General features: G+C 66.4%; 15 protein-coding genes. 12 read left to right on the top strand and 3 right to left on the bottom strand.

The genetic code is table 11. From position 1 onward, the window contains the following. The first annotated feature begins 209 nt into the window (after positions 1 to 209). The 4 genes from phaR to ATE62_RS02670 all read left to right on the top strand — a co-directional run bounded on the left by phaR (position 210) and on the right by ATE62_RS02670 (position 5,568). Positions 210 to 749, top strand: a complete 540-nt coding sequence (gene phaR, locus ATE62_RS02685; RefSeq protein WP_058807611.1) for a polyhydroxyalkanoate synthesis repressor PhaR — start codon at positions 210 to 212, stop codon at positions 747 to 749. Positions 750 to 792: 43 nt separating this feature from the next. After that, positions 793 to 2,319 carry a proline--tRNA ligase gene (proS, locus tag ATE62_RS02680; RefSeq protein WP_197411641.1) on the top strand — a complete coding sequence of 509 codons (1,527 nt, stop codon included), beginning with the start codon at positions 793 to 795 and terminating at the stop codon, positions 2,317 to 2,319. Between the two features lie 161 nt (positions 2,320 to 2,480). Next, positions 2,481 to 3,215, top strand: a complete 735-nt coding sequence (locus tag ATE62_RS02675) for a hypothetical protein (RefSeq protein ID WP_231736046.1) — start codon at positions 2,481 to 2,483, stop codon at positions 3,213 to 3,215. A gap of 49 nt (positions 3,216 to 3,264) precedes the next feature. After that, positions 3,265 to 5,568, top strand: a complete 2,304-nt coding sequence (locus ATE62_RS02670; protein ID WP_058807610.1) for a ribonuclease R family protein — start codon at positions 3,265 to 3,267, stop codon at positions 5,566 to 5,568. A gap of 45 nt (positions 5,569 to 5,613) precedes the next feature. Here the strand turns inward: ATE62_RS02670 and ATE62_RS02665 are convergent, their stop codons facing one another. Beyond that, positions 5,614 to 5,967, bottom strand: coding sequence for a hypothetical protein (locus tag ATE62_RS02665; protein WP_058807609.1), 354 nt, complete (start codon positions 5,965 to 5,967; stop codon positions 5,614 to 5,616). A 229-nt stretch (positions 5,968 to 6,196) separates the two neighbouring features. Then, complete coding sequence (locus ATE62_RS02660) at positions 6,197 to 6,979, bottom strand: helix-turn-helix domain-containing protein (RefSeq protein ID WP_058807608.1); 783 nt, start codon at positions 6,977 to 6,979, stop codon at positions 6,197 to 6,199. Positions 6,980 to 7,098: 119 nt separating this feature from the next. Between ATE62_RS02660 and ATE62_RS02655 the strand changes: the two genes are divergently transcribed. After that, positions 7,099 to 7,491, top strand: a complete 393-nt coding sequence (locus ATE62_RS02655; protein WP_058807607.1) for a hypothetical protein — start codon at positions 7,099 to 7,101, stop codon at positions 7,489 to 7,491. 1 nt (position 7,492) lies between these two features. Here the strand turns inward: ATE62_RS02655 and ATE62_RS02650 are convergent, their stop codons facing one another. After that, the gene (locus ATE62_RS02650; RefSeq protein WP_058807606.1) at positions 7,493 to 7,948 is read right to left on the bottom strand and encodes a universal stress protein; all 456 of its coding nucleotides are present in this window, start codon (positions 7,946 to 7,948) and stop codon (positions 7,493 to 7,495) included. Between the two features lie 159 nt (positions 7,949 to 8,107). Here ATE62_RS02650 and ATE62_RS02645 point away from each other — a divergent pair, with 159 nt between their 5' ends. The 7 genes from ATE62_RS02645 (at position 8,108) to ATE62_RS02615 (ending at position 15,086) form a co-directional block, all read left to right on the top strand. Further along, entirely contained in the window at positions 8,108 to 9,424 is a 1,317-nt protein-coding gene (locus tag ATE62_RS02645) for a pyruvate dehydrogenase complex dihydrolipoamide acetyltransferase (RefSeq protein ID WP_058807605.1), read from the top strand. Position 9,425: 1 nt separating this feature from the next. Next, on the top strand, positions 9,426 to 10,823 hold the full coding sequence (lpdA, locus tag ATE62_RS02640) for a dihydrolipoyl dehydrogenase (RefSeq protein WP_058807604.1): 1,398 nt from the start codon (positions 9,426 to 9,428) through the stop codon (positions 10,821 to 10,823). Positions 10,824 to 10,948: 125 nt separating this feature from the next. Then, positions 10,949 to 11,578 carry a phosphatase PAP2 family protein gene (locus ATE62_RS02635; protein WP_058807603.1) on the top strand — a complete coding sequence of 210 codons (630 nt, stop codon included), beginning with the start codon at positions 10,949 to 10,951 and terminating at the stop codon, positions 11,576 to 11,578. Between the two features lie 56 nt (positions 11,579 to 11,634). Further along, positions 11,635 to 12,015 carry a hypothetical protein gene (locus ATE62_RS02630; RefSeq protein WP_058807602.1) on the top strand — a complete coding sequence of 127 codons (381 nt, stop codon included), beginning with the start codon at positions 11,635 to 11,637 and terminating at the stop codon, positions 12,013 to 12,015. A 38-nt stretch (positions 12,016 to 12,053) separates the two neighbouring features. Then, positions 12,054 to 12,968 (top strand): aminotransferase class IV, encoded by a 915-nt coding sequence (locus ATE62_RS02625; protein WP_058807601.1) that lies wholly within the window; start codon positions 12,054 to 12,056, stop codon positions 12,966 to 12,968. Between the two features lie 3 nt (positions 12,969 to 12,971). Then, the gene (locus ATE62_RS02620; protein WP_058807600.1) at positions 12,972 to 13,709 is read left to right on the top strand and encodes a hypothetical protein; all 738 of its coding nucleotides are present in this window, start codon (positions 12,972 to 12,974) and stop codon (positions 13,707 to 13,709) included. 54 nt (positions 13,710 to 13,763) lie between these two features. Beyond that, positions 13,764 to 15,086 (top strand): Xaa-Pro dipeptidase, encoded by a 1,323-nt coding sequence (locus ATE62_RS02615; RefSeq protein ID WP_058807599.1) that lies wholly within the window; start codon positions 13,764 to 13,766, stop codon positions 15,084 to 15,086. Positions 15,087 to 15,108 lie beyond the last annotated feature (22 nt).

The following is a 15,108-nucleotide window of genomic DNA, read 5'->3' as shown; positions in this document are numbered from 1 at the left end:
TCGCACCGCGATCCCGGCGCACGGAACTTCGCTTGGCGGCGCTTTCCGCATCGCCAAACAATCGCTTCCACCTTGGCAGCGTCGGCGAATCGTCGTCAGGCCCGCCTTCATGTTGCGACGCATCATAGATTGATGCTATTGCCGCTTTTCAACGTTCAAGCCCGGCGCGGCGGGGTCGCCTTTGTCACGGGTCAGGGAGCAGCAGCATCATGGCGAAGTCCAAGGCGCCGGCCGACGGCGACACGGTTACGATCAAGAAATATGCGAACCGGCGCCTCTACGATACCGAGCGCAGCTGCTACATCACGCTCGAGGATCTGGGCACGATGGTCCGCGACGGTCGCGACTTCCGCGTCGTCGACGCCAAGAGCGGCGAGGACATCACGCATAATGTGCTCACGCAGATCATCATGGACGAGGAGACGCGCGGCGAAACGCTGCTGCCGGTCAATTTCCTGCGCCAGCTGATCGGCATGTACGGCGACAAGATGCAGTCGATGGTGCCGCAATATCTCGAAGCCTCGATGGCGACCTTCCGCAAGAACCAGCAAGACGTGCGCGCCGCGCTCGAGGGCGCGCTCGGCTCGAACCCGCTCGCCGAACTGACGCGCCGCAATCTCGAGATGTTCCAGCAGGCGACGAGCGCCTTCATCCCAGGCGGCGGGAATGCCAAGGCCAAGGATGCCGAGATCGCCGCGCTCAAGGCCGAAATCGCCGACCTCAAGGCCGAGCTCGCCAAAAAGAAATGATCCGGGGCCGCTCTCCCGCCCCCCAGTTTAGAAATCAGGACAGATGATCAAGCATGCGCTCAGCGTAACCCGTCAGGCCGACTTCGCGGCCTGGTATCAGGACGTCATTGCCGAGGCCGACCTCGCCGAGGAATCGGGCGTGCGCGGCTGCATGGTGATCAAGCCGTGGGGCTACGGCATCTGGGAACGCATCCAGAAGGTCATGGACGCCGCGATCAAGGATGCGGGCGTGCAGAACGCCTATTTCCCGCTCTTCATCCCCTTGAGCTTCTTCGAGAAGGAAGCCGATCATGTCGACGGCTTCGCCAAGGAAATGGCGGTGGTCACGCATCACCGGCTGATCCAGGACGGCAAGGGCAAGCTCATCCCCGACCCCGAGGCGAAGCTCGAGGAGCCGCTGATCGTCCGCCCGACCTCGGAGACGGTGATCGGCAGCGCGATGAGCCGCTGGGTGCAGAGCTGGCGCGACCTGCCGCTCAAGGTCAACCAATGGGCCAATGTCGTGCGCTGGGAAATGCGCACGCGCATGTTCCTGCGCACCAGCGAATTCCTGTGGCAGGAAGGCCATACCGCGCACGCCGACAAGGACGACGCGATGGCGGAGACGCTGCGCGCGCTCGAAATGTACCGCGCCTTTGCCGAAGATGTGCTCGCGATGCCCGTCGTCGCGGGCGAGAAGCCCGAGAATGAGCGTTTCCCCGGTGCGGTCGCGACCTATTCGATCGAGGCGATGATGCAGGACGGCAAGGCGCTGCAGGCGGGCACCTCGCATTATCTCGGTACCGGCTTCGCCGAGGCGGCGAATATCCGCTATCAGGACAGGGACGGCGGTCACAGCCTCTGCCACACGACGAGCTGGGGCACCTCGACGCGGATGATCGGCGGCGTGATCATGACGCACGGCGACGACGATGGCCTGCGCTGCCCGCCGCGCATCGCGCCGCACCAGATCGTCATCGTGCCGATGCTGCGCGACAACGAAGAAGATGCCACGATCCTCGACTATTGCCGCGACCTCGAAACGCAGCTGAAGGCGCTCGACGCCTTCCGCGAACCCGTGCGCGTGCTGCTCGACACCAGCGGTGCGAAGGCGCAGACCAAGCGCTGGGGCTGGGTCAAGAAGGGTGCGCCGGTGATCGTCGAGGTCGGCCCGCGCGACGTCGCGGGCGGCAATGTCGCGGTGATCCGCCGCGACCGGCTGTATCAGGAGAGCGGCAAGCTCGACACGGCGTTCGTCGCCAAGGGCGATTTCGTCGCGAGCGCGGTGGCGATGATCGAGGAGATACAGGCGAACCTCTATGCCGAGGCCAAGGCGCGGCTCGATTCGAACATCGCCCGCGATGTCACGGATCTGAAAGCGCATTTTGCCGGTGACGACAAGTTCGCGGGCTGGGCCGAGGTGCAATGGTCGCGCCCGAGCGGCGCCGCGCTCGACAAGATCGTCGAGCAATTGAAGGCGCTCAAGCTGACGATGCGCAACACCCCGCTCGACGCCGCTCCCGCCAACGGCACGTGCCTCTTCACCGGCGAACCCGCGGTCGAACGCGTGCTCGTCGGACGCACCTATTGAGGCACCGCACATAGCGTGGTTAGCCGCGCTTAAACCCCGAATGTCGTTCTTTGCGAACGGCTTTTCCGCTATACCGCGCGCTCAGGGACTCGCTCGACAGAAGTTCCGCGCACTGCGTAGCGGTGGGGTCGTGCGCCGCGCGCGCTGACAGGGGAAAGATCATGATGCGACGGACGATCGCGGCCTTGGCGGCCGCCTCGATGATCGGGGCCGGTATGGCGCCGGCCTATGCCAAGACACCGGGCAGCCTCTCCGACCTCGTCGGCGCGCGCGCGCCCGGCGCCGAGAGCGAGATGCAGGACCGCGGTTACAAGATGGAGACCTTCAAGAATGGTGGCCAATATTGGTGGAACGGCGACAGCGACACCTGCGTGCGCGTCGTCGTCAGCCAGGGCCGCTACGCCAGCGTCGACAAGGCGGACGCAAGCGACTGCGGCAAGGGCGGCGGCGGCAATGCCGCGGCGGCGGTCGGTGCGGTGGCGGCGATCGGGCTGATCGCGGCGCTCGCCAGCCACAAGAAAAAGCATGGCGACGACCATGGCGGCGCCAACCACGACAGCGAATATTCGCGCGGTTACAACGACGGCCTCTACGGCGGCTCCTACGACCGCAACGACAGTGAAGGCTATCACGACGGCTACATGGCCGGCGAGGCCGAGGCGTCGAACCGCCGCGCCGCCAACCGCCCCTATGCGCGGGGCGGGACCGATGGCGGGCGCGCCGCGTGCGAACGCCGCGCCGACGAATATCAGAACGCACCTTGGGGCAGCAGCGTCGTGGTTAGCCAGCGCGACGGTCGCGGCACCCATGTCTATACCGTTGCGACCGGCAGCTATCGCTCGGTCTGCACCGCCGATGCCTCTGGCCGCGTGATCGACATCCAGCCCTATTATTGATCCGCCAGATGGGGGTGACGCGCCGTGCGTTGCCCCCTATCAGCGGATCATGCCACGAAAAATCCAGGCCGGACTCCCGACACGCGACCAGATCATGCGCTTCATCGCCGACAGCCCGGGCGCGGTCGGCAAGCGCGAGATCGCCAAGCATTTCGGCCTCCACGGCGCCGACAAGGTCGCGCTGAAGGCGCTGCTCAAGGACATGACCGACGAGGGGCTCGTCGACATGGCGCCCGGCCGCGCCTTCCACAAACATGGCGGATTGCCCAAAGTTACCGTGCTGCGTATCGCCGCGATCGAGGGCAGCAACCTCTGGGCGGTGCCCGACCGCTGGGAAGGCGCCGGCCCGCCGCCGCGGCTGCGCGTGATGGAACAGGGCCGAAAAAGCGCGCTCGGCGTCGGCGACCGCATTCTCGCGCGCACCGAGGAACGCGGCAGCGGCCATGTCGCGTTTCCGATGAAAAGGTTGCAGGCGAGCGCCGAACTCATCGTCGGCGTGCTCGTCCACGATGTCGGCCCCGGCGGCAAGGCGATGGTCTGGCTGCGCCCTGCTGACAAGCGCGCGCGCTTCGACTTCGCAGTCGCCGACATGGGCGACGCCGGCATCGGCGACCTCGTCCGCGCCGAACTGACCGGTCGCGGCCCCGCGACCAAGGCCAAGGTGGTCGAGCGCATCGGCGACCCCTTCGCCCCCAAGGCGCTCAGCATGATCGCGATCGCGCGCCACGAAATCCCGCACGTTTTTGGCGCCGAGACGATCGCCGAGGCCGAGCGCGCCGCGAAACTGCCGCTCACCCCCGAGGGGCGCGAGGATCTGCGCGACCTGCCGATCGTCGCGATCGACCCGATCGACGCGCGCGATCATGACGACGCCGTCTGGGCGATCCCCGACGAGGATGCGGGCAACAAGGGCGGCTATAAGGCGATCGTGGCGATCGCCGACGTCAGCTACTATGTCCGCCCCGACGGCGAACTCGACCGCGAGGCGCGGCGGCGCGGCAACAGCGTCTATTTCCCCGATCGCGTCGTACCGATGTTGCCCGAGACTTTGTCGGCGGGCGTCTGTTCGCTGAAAGCCGGCGAGGATCGCGCCGCGATGGCGTGCCATCTCACCGTCGACAAGCAGGGCAAGGTGACGTCGTGGCGTTTCACGCGCGCGCTGGTGCGGCTACGCGCGAACATCGCCTATGAACAGGCGCAGGCGGCCTATGACGCCGATCAAGCGCGCGCCGAGTGGGATGCCGATGTGCTGCCCGCGCTCCAGAATCTCTGGGCGTGCTGGGCGTTGCTCGCCAAGGCGCGCGCCGCGCGCAGCCCGCTCGACCTCGACCTGCCCGAGCGGCAGGTGATCCTCGACGAGCAAGGCGGCATCGCCGAGATCCGCGTGCGCGACCGGCTCGATTCGATGCGGCTGATCGAGGATTATATGATCGCGGCCAATGTCGCGGCGGCGAAGGCGCTCGAGGCGAAGAAATCGCCGGTGATGTACCGCATCCACGAACCGCCGAGCCGCGAGAAGCTCGTCAGCCTCAAGGAATATCTCGAAACCTTCGACCAGAGCTTCGCGCTGGGGCAGGTGATCACCCCGGCGGTGTTCAACCGCCTGATCGACGGTTTTTCGGAAGACGACCGGCTGCCCGAGATCATGCAGGCGATCCTCCGCAGCCAGACGCAAGCCTATTACGGCCCCGCCAATTCGGGGCATTTCGGCCTCGCGCTCGGCTCTTACGCGCATTTCACCTCGCCGATCCGCCGCTACGCCGACCTGATCGTCCACCGCGCTTTGGTCGACAGCTACAAACTGGAAGTCCCCGGCAAGTCCAAGGACCTGCCCGCGCGGACCGGGCTCGGCGAAGCCGACGCCAAAGGGCTGTCGCGCATCGGCGAGGCGATCAGCGCGCTCGAACGCCGCGCGATGGAGGCCGAGCGCGAGACGATCGACCGCTATGTCGCGGCCTATCTCGCGAACAAGGCGGGCGAGATCGTCGCGGCGCGGATCACCGGGGTGCAGCCCTTCGGCTTTTTCGCGACGGTCGACGGGCTCGGCGGCGACGGGCTGGTGCCGGTGTCGAGCCTCGGCAGCGAACGTTTCTTCTACGACGAGGCGGCGCGCACGCTCGACAGCGAGCATGGCCGGGTGAGCTACACCGTCGGCCAGCGGCTCGACCTCCGGCTAATGGAGGCGAACCCGGTGAGCGGCGCGCTGCGCTTCGAGCTGCCCGACGCGCCCGAGCGCGGCTTCCGCGACCGCCCGGTGCGGCGCGACGGGACGCGCAAGGACAAGGCCGGCAAACATATGGTCGGCAAGCGCGGCCGGCCCGCGAATATCAAGCACAAGGGGCGAAAGCGCTAGCGCCCCGTCGGGGCCTTGCGCGCCGCCACGCCTCGATGGCGCCGATCAGGGATTGATCTGGACGAAGTCGACGTCTTCGGCGCCGGTGTACAGCGAACAGGTCCCGCGGCCGACGACATAGACGCTTTTGCCGTTCTGCTGCGCGGTGATGACATTGTTGTAGAGCGCCTGTCCGCTGAGACTGGAGGTGTTGATCGTGAACTGGTGGTTGACGTTGCACGTCGACCAGGGCGAGGCGGGCGCCGAGTTGATCGTGAAAAGGACGATGCCCGTCTGGAATGCGACGACGTCCTTGATCGTGTTCAGCCCCGAATAGGTCGGCGCGGCGAAGGCCGTCGAAGGCATGGCGAGCAGGGAAAGGAACATGATCGGAAATTTGACGAGTCTCATCGCTTTCATGAAAAATCTCCTTGTCTCTGCAAAAAAATCCCGGGCAATATTCCTTCGATCCGGGAATCCGTCCCGGAATTCTTGACATGCATAGTTTGGACAGCGACGGCTTGAGTTGATTCTCTAATATTTCGAAACTTCACCAAATATTCTCTATCGTCAATAGGGTGGTTATTGGTCGACCACTATTTGGCGGAATCTTTAAATCATTCTTTTACCATCGGCCTTTTTTCGCCGGTCACTTCGCCGCCAGCCGCGCGAGCAGCGCCGCGCTCTCGGCATCCGCCGGAAAAAACGCCTCGATCGCCAGCTCCGACAGCGTGATGTCCACGGGCGTCCCGAAGATCGTCACCGTCGACACGAAGCTGATCCGCCCCGCGATCGTATCGAGCAGCAGCGGCACCGCGATGCTGCTCACCGCGCCATGACCGATATCGTTCGCCGGCCCCGGATAACCCGCGATCTCCTCGCGCAGCGCCATCAGCCCCGCGTCGGCGCTGGCCTCGATCTGCAGGTCGAGCCGGTGCAGGATATGGGCACGCCACATCGCATAATTGACGATCTGCGGGGCCAGCCCGTCGGGATGCAGCGCGAGGCGCAGGACATTGACCGGCGGCGCGAGCAATTCGGGCGACACCTGTTCGACCAGGATCGCGATCGCGTCATTCGCCGCGATCATGTTCCAGTGCCGGTCGACCGCTAGCGCGGGATAGGGCTCGTGCCCCTTCAGCACATGTTCGACGATCGTCTTCATCCCCGCCATCTCGGCACTGTCGAGCGGACGCTCCTGGTAATTGGGCGCGTAACCCGCGGCGAGCAGCAGCGCGTTGCGCGCGCGGTGCGGCACCTCGAGGCAGTCGGCGATCCGCTGCAGCATCGCCGCGCTGGGTTTCGAGCGGCCGGTTTCGATGAAGCTCAGGTGCCGCGTCGAAATCTCGATGTCGAGCGCGAGGTCCATCTGGCTCATCCGCCGGCGCGTGCGCCATTCGCGGAGCTGCTCGCCCAAGGGTGCTACCTGCATTGCAATTCTCCTTCGCCCCGGGAGCTATACCTCGGCCTTCGATATTTCCATTACCTCTCGCGTAATCGACCCGCGTCGATTCGCGGCATATCTGGACCGGGTTCGAAAGGAGAACCCACATGTCGATCCGCAATCTCAAGACCGTCCTCGTCCTCGATGCCATCACCTGCGCCGGCGTTTTCGCCGTCGGCCTGCTCGCCGCCGCCCCCGTCGGCGAACTGCTCGGACTTCCCGCTAATATCGTCGCGATCGGCGGCTGGATCTGCCTTGCCGCGGCGCTGCTGATGGTGATCGCCGCCCGGCAGGCGGTTCCTAGCCCCGCGCTGGTCAAGCTGATCGCGATCGGCAACCTCGGCTGGGTCGCCGCCAGCCTCGGCGTCGTCGGGACTTTCTCGGGCGCGATGACCGGCCTCGGTCTCGCGGTCGTGATCGCGCAGGCGGTGGGCGTCTTCGCCTTCGCAGTGCTGGAATGGAAAGCTGCGGGCGCGGGCGCCCGTACCGTGCTCGTCTGATCTAACTCAGCGCATCGAGCCGGGCGATATCGATCCCGCCCGGCACCAGCATCACCGGACAGGGGAGCGTGCCCGCATCCTGTCCGGTGAAATGCGCGACCAGCGGCCCCGGCGCGCCGCTCGCCGCCGTCGCCAGTACCAGCGCGGCGATTTCCTCATTCTCGGCGATCACCTGGCACACGACCTCGGCGGGCTTGCCCGACTTGACCAGGATTTGCGGCGTCACGTTGCATTCCTGCGCGATCGTATCGGCCGCCGCGGCAACCAGTTCCTCGGCATGTTCGCGCGCCTCGGCCTCGATCGTCGCCTGCACGCCCCCGAACGCCACGAAATCCTGCGGCGGAATGATCGCCAGCACCGCGACCCCGCCGCCGGTGCGCGCCGCGCGCCGCGCCGCGAAGCGCAGCGCCAGGCTCGCTTCCGGGCTGTCGTCGATCACGACCAGATAAGTACGCATGCCCCGACCCCGCTATGCTTTTTGCGAGGAGAGAGTGCGTCACATTCGTATGAAACGCAAGTTTGCCCCGATGGACGTTGACGAACGATGGTCTTATGACGAGGGGGTAATCCGTAGCGGCAGGCCCCGCCTGCAAGACTGACAGGGACAAGTCCAACGATGCCGATCGAACTCAAAATGCCCGCCCTTTCGCCGACGATGGAGGAAGGGACGCTCGCCAAATGGCTGGTCAAGGAGGGCGACACGGTGAAGTCGGGCGACCTGCTCGCCGAGATCGAGACCGACAAGGCGACGATGGAGTTCGAAGCGATCGACGAAGGCGTGATCGCGTCGATCCTCGTTGCCGAGGGCACCGACAATGTGAAGGTCGGCACGGTGATCGCGACGATCGCCGGCGAGGGCGAAGATGCCAGCGCCGCGAAGGCCGCGCCCGCCGCGGCTGCGCCGGCTCCGGCGGTGAAGGAAGATGCCAAGGCAGCGGAACCCGCGCCGGCTCCCGCTCCCGCAGCTGCCCCGGCTCCGGCCCCCGCCGCCGCGCCCGCAGCATCGGGCGAGCGCATCAAGGCCAGCCCGCTCGCCAAGCGTCTCGCCGCCGAGCGCGGCATCGACCTCTCGACGATCAAGGGCAGCGGCCCCGGCGGCCGCATCGTCAAGGACGACCTCGACGGCGCACCGGCCGGTGCGGCGGCACCCGCCGCGGCTGCAACGCCTGCCGCTGCGGCTCCTGCGGCCGCGCCCGCCGCGGCGCCAGCTCCGACGACGGCCGGTCCGATCCCCGATTTCGGCATCCCGCACGAGGACGAGAAGCTCAGCGGCATGCGCAAGACGATCGCGCGCCGTCTCAGCCAGTCGATGCAGGAATCGCCGCATATCTACCTCACCGTCGACATCCGCCTCGACGCGTTGCTCAAACTCCGCGGCGAGCTCAACGCCAGCCTCGAAGGTCGCGGGGTCAAGCTCAGCGTCAACGACATGCTGATCAAGGCGCTCGCGGTCGCGCTCGAACGCGTGCCGTCGTGCAACGTCAGCTTCGGCGGCGATGTGATGCGCTTCTACAAGCGCGCCGACATCTCGGTCGCGGTCAGCATCCCCGGCGGGTTGATCACCCCGATCATCGTCGATGCGGGCGGCAAGTCGATGTCGAAAATCTCGACCGAAATGGCCGAACTCGCGGCAAAGGCCAAGGAAGGCAAGCTCCAGCCCGCTGAATATCAGGGCGGCACCGCCTCGATCTCGAACATGGGCATGATGGGGATCAAGCAGTTCACCGCGGTGATCAACCCGCCGCAGGCGATGATCATGGCGATCGGCGCGGGCGAGAAGCGGCCCTATGTGGTCGACGACGCGCTCGCGATCGCGACCGTCATGTCGGCCACCGGCAGCTTCGACCACCGCGCGATCGACGGCGCCGATGGCGCGCTCTTGATGAAGACCTTCAAGGAGCTTGTCGAAAGCCCGCTGGGACTGGTGGCGTAACATGGCCGACACCAATTACGACCTCATCGTCCTCGGCTCGGGCCCCGGCGGCTATGTCGCGGCGATCCGTGCGGCGCAGCTCGGGCTCAAGACCGCGATCGTCGAGCGCGAGAATCTCGGCGGCATCTGCCTCAACTGGGGCTGCATCCCGACCAAGGCGCTGCTGCGCTCGGCCGAGATCTATCATTATATGCAGCATGCGGGCGATTATGGCCTGATCGCACAGCAGATCGGCGCCGATATCGACGCGGTGGTGAAGCGGTCGCGCGGCGTCGCCAAACAGCTGAGCCAGGGCGTCGCCTTCCTGATGAAGAAGCACAAGATCACCGTCCATATGGGCGAGGGCAAGCTGACCGCGCCGGGCAAGCTGGAAGTGAAGGGCGAGAAGGGCAGCGAGACCCTCACCGCGAAGAACATCATCGTCGCGACCGGCGCGCGCGCGCGCGACCTGCCGTTCGCGCCCGCCGACGGCAAGCGCATCTGGACCTATCGCCACGCGCTCGTGCCGCCCGAAATGCCCAAGAAATTGCTCGTCATCGGATCCGGCGCGATCGGAATCGAATTCGCGAGCTTCTACAAGGATATGGGGTGCGACGTGACCGTGGTCGAGATGCTCGACCGGCTCGTTCCCGTCGAGGATGCCGATGTGTCGGCCTTCCTCGAAAAGCAGCTCAAGAAGCAGGGCATGACGATCCACACCGGCGCCGGGGTCGAGGAACTGAAGGCGACCGCGACCGGCTTATCCGCCAAGATCAAGGGCAAGGACGGCAAGGTCGAAAGCGCCGAGTTCAGCCACGCGATCGTCGCGATCGGCATCGTCCCGAACACCGAGAATATCGGGCTCGAAGCGCTCGGCGTGAAGACCACCAAGGGCCATATCGACACCGACGCGATGTGCCGCACCAATGTCCCGGGCCTTTGGGCGATCGGCGACGTCACCGCGCCGCCGTGGCTCGCGCACAAGGCGATGCACGAATCGGTGATTTCGGTCGAAGCGATCGCGGGCAATCACCCGCACGCGATGGACCCGCGCAACATTCCGGGTTGCACCTATTGCCGCCCGCAGATCGCCAGCGTCGGGCTGACCGAGGCCAAGGCCAAGGAACTCGGCTACGAGGTCAAGGCGGGCACCTTCCCCTTCATCGGCAACGGCAAGGCGATCGCGCTCGGCGAGGCCGAAGGCTTCACCAAGACCGTGTTCGACGCGAAGACCGGCGAGCTGCTCGGCGCGCATATGATCGGCGCCGAGGTCACCGAGCTGATCCAGGGCTATACGATCGGCAAGACCGCCGAGCTGGTCGAGGATGACTTCATCGGCACCGTCTTCCCGCACCCGACGCTGAGCGAGACGATGCACGAGGGCGTGCTCGCGGCGTTCGGACGGCCCTTGCATATCTGACATTCCGATCCTCCCCGTCGCGTAGCGATGGGGAGGGGGACCACCCGCAGGGTGGTGGAGGGGCCCCTCCGTCGGCCCCTGCGGGGCCGCCACCTCCCCATGGCTTCGCCACAGGGAGGATCATTTTGAATTTCGCGAGCCGCCACACCCGCTTCCTCATCGCCGCCGCCGCACTGCTCGTTGCCGTCGTTCTGCTCGGCTTCGCCGTCGTTGCGGGCTGGACGCAGGCGATGGACTTGCGCATCTCGACCGATCTCGTGCTCCAGGTCGGCAAGAGCGACCCGCTGTTCATCGCCTTCATGCAGGGGGTGAGCTGGATCGGCGGCGGCATCGCGCGCTGGGTCATCGTCATCATGCTGGCGGCGCTCGTCTGGCGTTGGTGCGGGCCGCGCTGCGCCGTCGCGCTCGCGGGCGCGTCGCTTCTGTCGAACCTCGCCTCCAGCGTTCTCAAGCTCGGCTTCGGCGTCTCGCGCCCCGACCTCATCCCGCATCTCGATCACCAGACGAGCTTCTCCTACCCCAGCGGCCATGCGACCAGCGCCGCGGTCGTCTACCTCATGCTCGCCTGGCTCGTGCCGCCGCGCTGGCGCCGCGCGGCATGGAGCCTCGCGGGGGTGATGATCGTGCTCAACGGCGTGTCGCGCATGATGCTCGGCGTGCATTGGGCGAGCGACATCATCGGCGGGACGATGCTCGGCGCCGCCTTCGCCTTGCTCGGTGCGGTCTACGCGCGGCGCGACGGGGCGGCGGCATAAGGAAATCCTAACCGGCGGGTGCTAGGGCCTTTTCCGCACAAGGAAGAGGATTTCGCATGCGCGCTTTCATCGGCTGGCTCCTGGCGTTGATTCCCGTCGCCTATATCGGCTTCTTCCTCTGGCATTTCATGGGCGTTGGCGGCGGGTCGATGGAGGGTATCGTCGGCATCGGGCTCGGTCCGACCGTGCTCGGGCTCGCGATCGTCGGGCTGCTCTTCCTCATCGGCCCGCTGGTCAGGATGATCCGCGTCGCATCGGGCAGCAACCGCGTGCCGGGCGCCAATCTCGACATCGGCGACGACCTGCCGACCGAAGGGTTCGACGCCGACGCCGCCTTCGCCAGCTACATGAGCCGCCGCGAAACCCCACCGCCGGCCGGAAGCGACCTCGAGCGCCCGGCGCCGCGCCCCGGCGGTTTCGGGCGCAAGGGCGTCTGACCCCTCGACAGGCCCGCCGCGGCGGCTAGTGTCGCCGCATGGCTCAAGGCACCCACGATTTCGTCCCCGACCCGCGCAACGACGCGATCCTGATCAACGTCAACGGCACGCTCGTGCCGCGCGCCGAGGCGACGGTGTCGGTGTTCGACAGCGGCTTCATGCTCGGCGACGGGGTGTGGGAGGGCATTCGCGTCCACAAGGGCCGCATGGCCTTCCTCGAGCAGCATCTCGACCGCCTCTTCGAGGGCGCGAAGGCGATCGCGATGGATATCGGGATTTCGCGCGAGGCGCTGATCCAGCGGCTCGACGACACCATCGCGGCGAACCGGATGACCGGCTGCCACATCCGCCTGATGGTGACGCGCGGTATCCGCTCGACGCCGTACCAGGACCCGCGCGTCGTGGTCTCGCCCGCGACGATCGTCATCATCGCCGAGCATAAGGACCCGCTGCCCGCGACGGTCGAAAAGGGGCTGACGCTCTTCACCGTCCACGTCCGCCGCGGCGACCCCGCGGTGCAGGACCAGAAACTCAATTCGCACAGCAAATTGAACTGCATCACCGCCTGCATCCAGGCGGCGCAGGCAGGTGCCGACGAAGGGCTGATGCTCGACCCGCACGGCTTCGTCGCCACCTGCAACTCGACGCATTTCTTCATCGTCCGCAAGGGCGAGGTGTGGACGTCGAGCGGCGACTATTGCCTCGGCGGCATCACCCGCGCCAACGTCATCCGCCTCTGCCGCGAGAATGGCATCTCGGTGTTCGAAAAGAATTTCTCGCTCACCGACGTCTATGGCGCCGAGGAGGCATTCGTGACCGGCACTTTCGCGGGCGTCGTTCCCGCGCACACGATCGACGGGCGCAAGCTGACCGAGGGCAGGGGGCCGATGGTCGAGCGGCTGCAGACCCTCTACAAGGCGCTGATCGAGCGCGATATTTCGGGTCAGGCCTGACGCATGCCCGACTGCATCCGCATCGCCATGTGGTCGGGTCCGCGCAACCTGTCGACCGCGATGATGCGCAGCTTCGACGCGCGTGCCGACAGCCACGTCAGCGACGAACCCTTCTACGGCGCCTATCTCAAGGAAACCGGCGATCCGCAGCCGATGATGGATCAGGTGATGGCCTCGATGGACTGCGACTGGTCCGGCGTCGCGCGCGCCATGACCGGCCCCAACCCCGCCGGCACGCCGATCTGGTACCAGAAGCATATGGCGCATCACATGGTCGGGCCGATCGCGCACCACGACCTGCCGGGCCTCCGCCACGCCTTCCTCATCCGCGACCCCGCGCGCGTCGTGGCGAGCTATGCCGCGAAGCGCGTGATGGTGCGCCCCGATCATCTCGGCACCGACAAGCAGGTCGAGTTCTTCGACCGCGAGGCGGACCGGCTCGGCCGTGCGCCGCCGGTGATCGACAGCGCCGACATCCTTCGCGACCCGCCCGCGATGCTGGCGAAGCTGTGCGCCGCGCTCGGCATCGCCTGGGATCCTGCGATGCTGCACTGGGAGGCGGGGCTGCGCGCCACCGACGGCATCTGGGCGTCGCACTGGTACGACGCGGTGATGACCAGCACCGGCTTCGGGGCGCCCGACAAGCCCGTGCCCGACCTCGATGCGCAGGGGCAGGCGGTGGCCGACGCGTGCCGTCCCGATTACGACTATCTGGCGCGGTACAAGATTCCGCTGTCCTAATAAGTCCTGATTTGCCATCCAGTTACCGGGCACCAGCAACAGGGCGGAGAGATCATGCAATCGCGAATGAAGTTCGGCAGTTTTCTGCGGGGAATCGCGCTCGGCTCGGCGGCGCTTCTGGCGACGTCGGTACAGGCACAGGATGGCGGCAACAGCGTCATCACCGCCGCGCGCTACATCGACGTGCTGACCGGCAAGACGGTCGACTATCCCGCGATCTTCGTCGGTCCCGACGGGCGCATCACGAGCATCGCCGACGCACGCACCGTGCGCTGGGGATCGGATGTCAAGCATATCGACCTCGGCGACAAGACCCTGCTGCCGGGCCTCATCGACATGCACGTCCATATCGACGGCCCCGCCGACATCGGCGGCTATAACGGCCTCGAATTCACCGACAGTTTCTGGGGCATGACCGCGGTCAAGAACGCGCGCGATATGCTCGACGCGGGCTTTACGACGATCCGCAACGTCGGCTCGTCCGAACGCAACGACATCGGGCTCAAGCAGGCGATCGACGCGGGTTACGCCGTCGGCCCGCGGATCATCGGTGCGGGTTACGCGCTCGGCGCGACCGGCGGCCACTGCGATTCGACCTTCTTCCCGCCGAGCTTCGAGAAGGAGGACGCCAAGAAGGAGGGCATCGGCGATACCCCCGACGAGCTGCGCTACCAGGTCCGCCGCCAGCGCAAATATGGCGCCGAAGTGATCAAGATCTGCGCGACCGGCGGCGTCTTTTCGCGCAACACCGAACCCGGCCAGCTGCAGGTGCCCGAAAATGAACTGAAGGCGGTCGCCGACGAGGCGCATCAATGGGGGCTGCAGGTCGCGGCGCATGCGCACGGCGCCGAGGGCATTCGGGCCGCGATCGCCGCGGGGATCGACACGATCGAGCATGCGAGCTTGGTCGACGACGAGGGCATCCGCATGGCGGTGGCGCGCAAGCGTCCCGTGTGGTTCTCGATGGATATCTTCAACACCGACTACACCCAGGCCGAGGGCGCGAAGAATGGCGTGCTCGAGGATAACCTCCGCAAGGATCGCGAGATCGCGCAGATCCAGCGCGACAATTTCCGGAAAGCACACAAGGCTGGCGTGCGCATGGTGTTCGGCAGCGACGCCGGCGTGATGCCGCACGCGCTGGTCGGCGGCCAGTTCAAGGTCATGGTCCAGTACGGCATGACCCCGCTCGAGGCCATTCAAGCCGCGACGCGCAACGCGGCGCAGGCGCTGGTGCGCGAAAAGGACGTCGGGGCGATCGCGGTCGGCCGCTACGCCGACATCATCGCGGTGGATGGTGACCCGCTCGCCGATGTACGCCAGCTGGAGAACGTCGACGCCGTGGTCAAGGGAGGGGTGCTGGTGAAGGGCAGCTGAGGAGTCCTCGCCCCCGCGAAGG

Origin of the sequence: Sphingopyxis sp. HIX (assembly GCF_001468285.1) — a bacterium.
GTDB lineage: Bacteria > Pseudomonadota > Alphaproteobacteria > Sphingomonadales > Sphingomonadaceae > Sphingopyxis.
Note: the sequence above shows the minus strand (reverse complement) of the source record. Positions and strands in the feature narration are given on the sequence as shown.

Coding starts and splice junctions, on each gene's coding strand:
- phaR (WP_058807611.1), top strand. CDS start 210: ATGGCGAAGTCCAAGGCGCCGGCCGACGGCGACACGGTTACGATCAAG.
- proS (WP_197411641.1), top strand. CDS start 793: ATGATCAAGCATGCGCTCAGCGTAACCCGTCAGGCCGACTTCGCGGCC.
- ATE62_RS02675 (WP_231736046.1), top strand. CDS start 2,481: ATGATGCGACGGACGATCGCGGCCTTGGCGGCCGCCTCGATGATCGGG.
- ATE62_RS02670 (WP_058807610.1), top strand. CDS start 3,265: ATGCCACGAAAAATCCAGGCCGGACTCCCGACACGCGACCAGATCATG.
- ATE62_RS02665 (WP_058807609.1), bottom strand. CDS start 5,967: ATGAAAGCGATGAGACTCGTCAAATTTCCGATCATGTTCCTTTCCCTG.
- ATE62_RS02660 (WP_058807608.1), bottom strand. CDS start 6,979: ATGCAGGTAGCACCCTTGGGCGAGCAGCTCCGCGAATGGCGCACGCGC.
- ATE62_RS02655 (WP_058807607.1), top strand. CDS start 7,099: ATGTCGATCCGCAATCTCAAGACCGTCCTCGTCCTCGATGCCATCACC.
- ATE62_RS02650 (WP_058807606.1), bottom strand. CDS start 7,948: ATGCGTACTTATCTGGTCGTGATCGACGACAGCCCGGAAGCGAGCCTG.
- ATE62_RS02645 (WP_058807605.1), top strand. CDS start 8,108: ATGCCGATCGAACTCAAAATGCCCGCCCTTTCGCCGACGATGGAGGAA.
- lpdA (WP_058807604.1), top strand. CDS start 9,426: ATGGCCGACACCAATTACGACCTCATCGTCCTCGGCTCGGGCCCCGGC.
- ATE62_RS02630 (WP_058807602.1), top strand. CDS start 11,635: ATGCGCGCTTTCATCGGCTGGCTCCTGGCGTTGATTCCCGTCGCCTAT.
- ATE62_RS02625 (WP_058807601.1), top strand. CDS start 12,054: ATGGCTCAAGGCACCCACGATTTCGTCCCCGACCCGCGCAACGACGCG.
- ATE62_RS02620 (WP_058807600.1), top strand. CDS start 12,972: ATGCCCGACTGCATCCGCATCGCCATGTGGTCGGGTCCGCGCAACCTG.
- ATE62_RS02615 (WP_058807599.1), top strand. CDS start 13,764: ATGCAATCGCGAATGAAGTTCGGCAGTTTTCTGCGGGGAATCGCGCTC.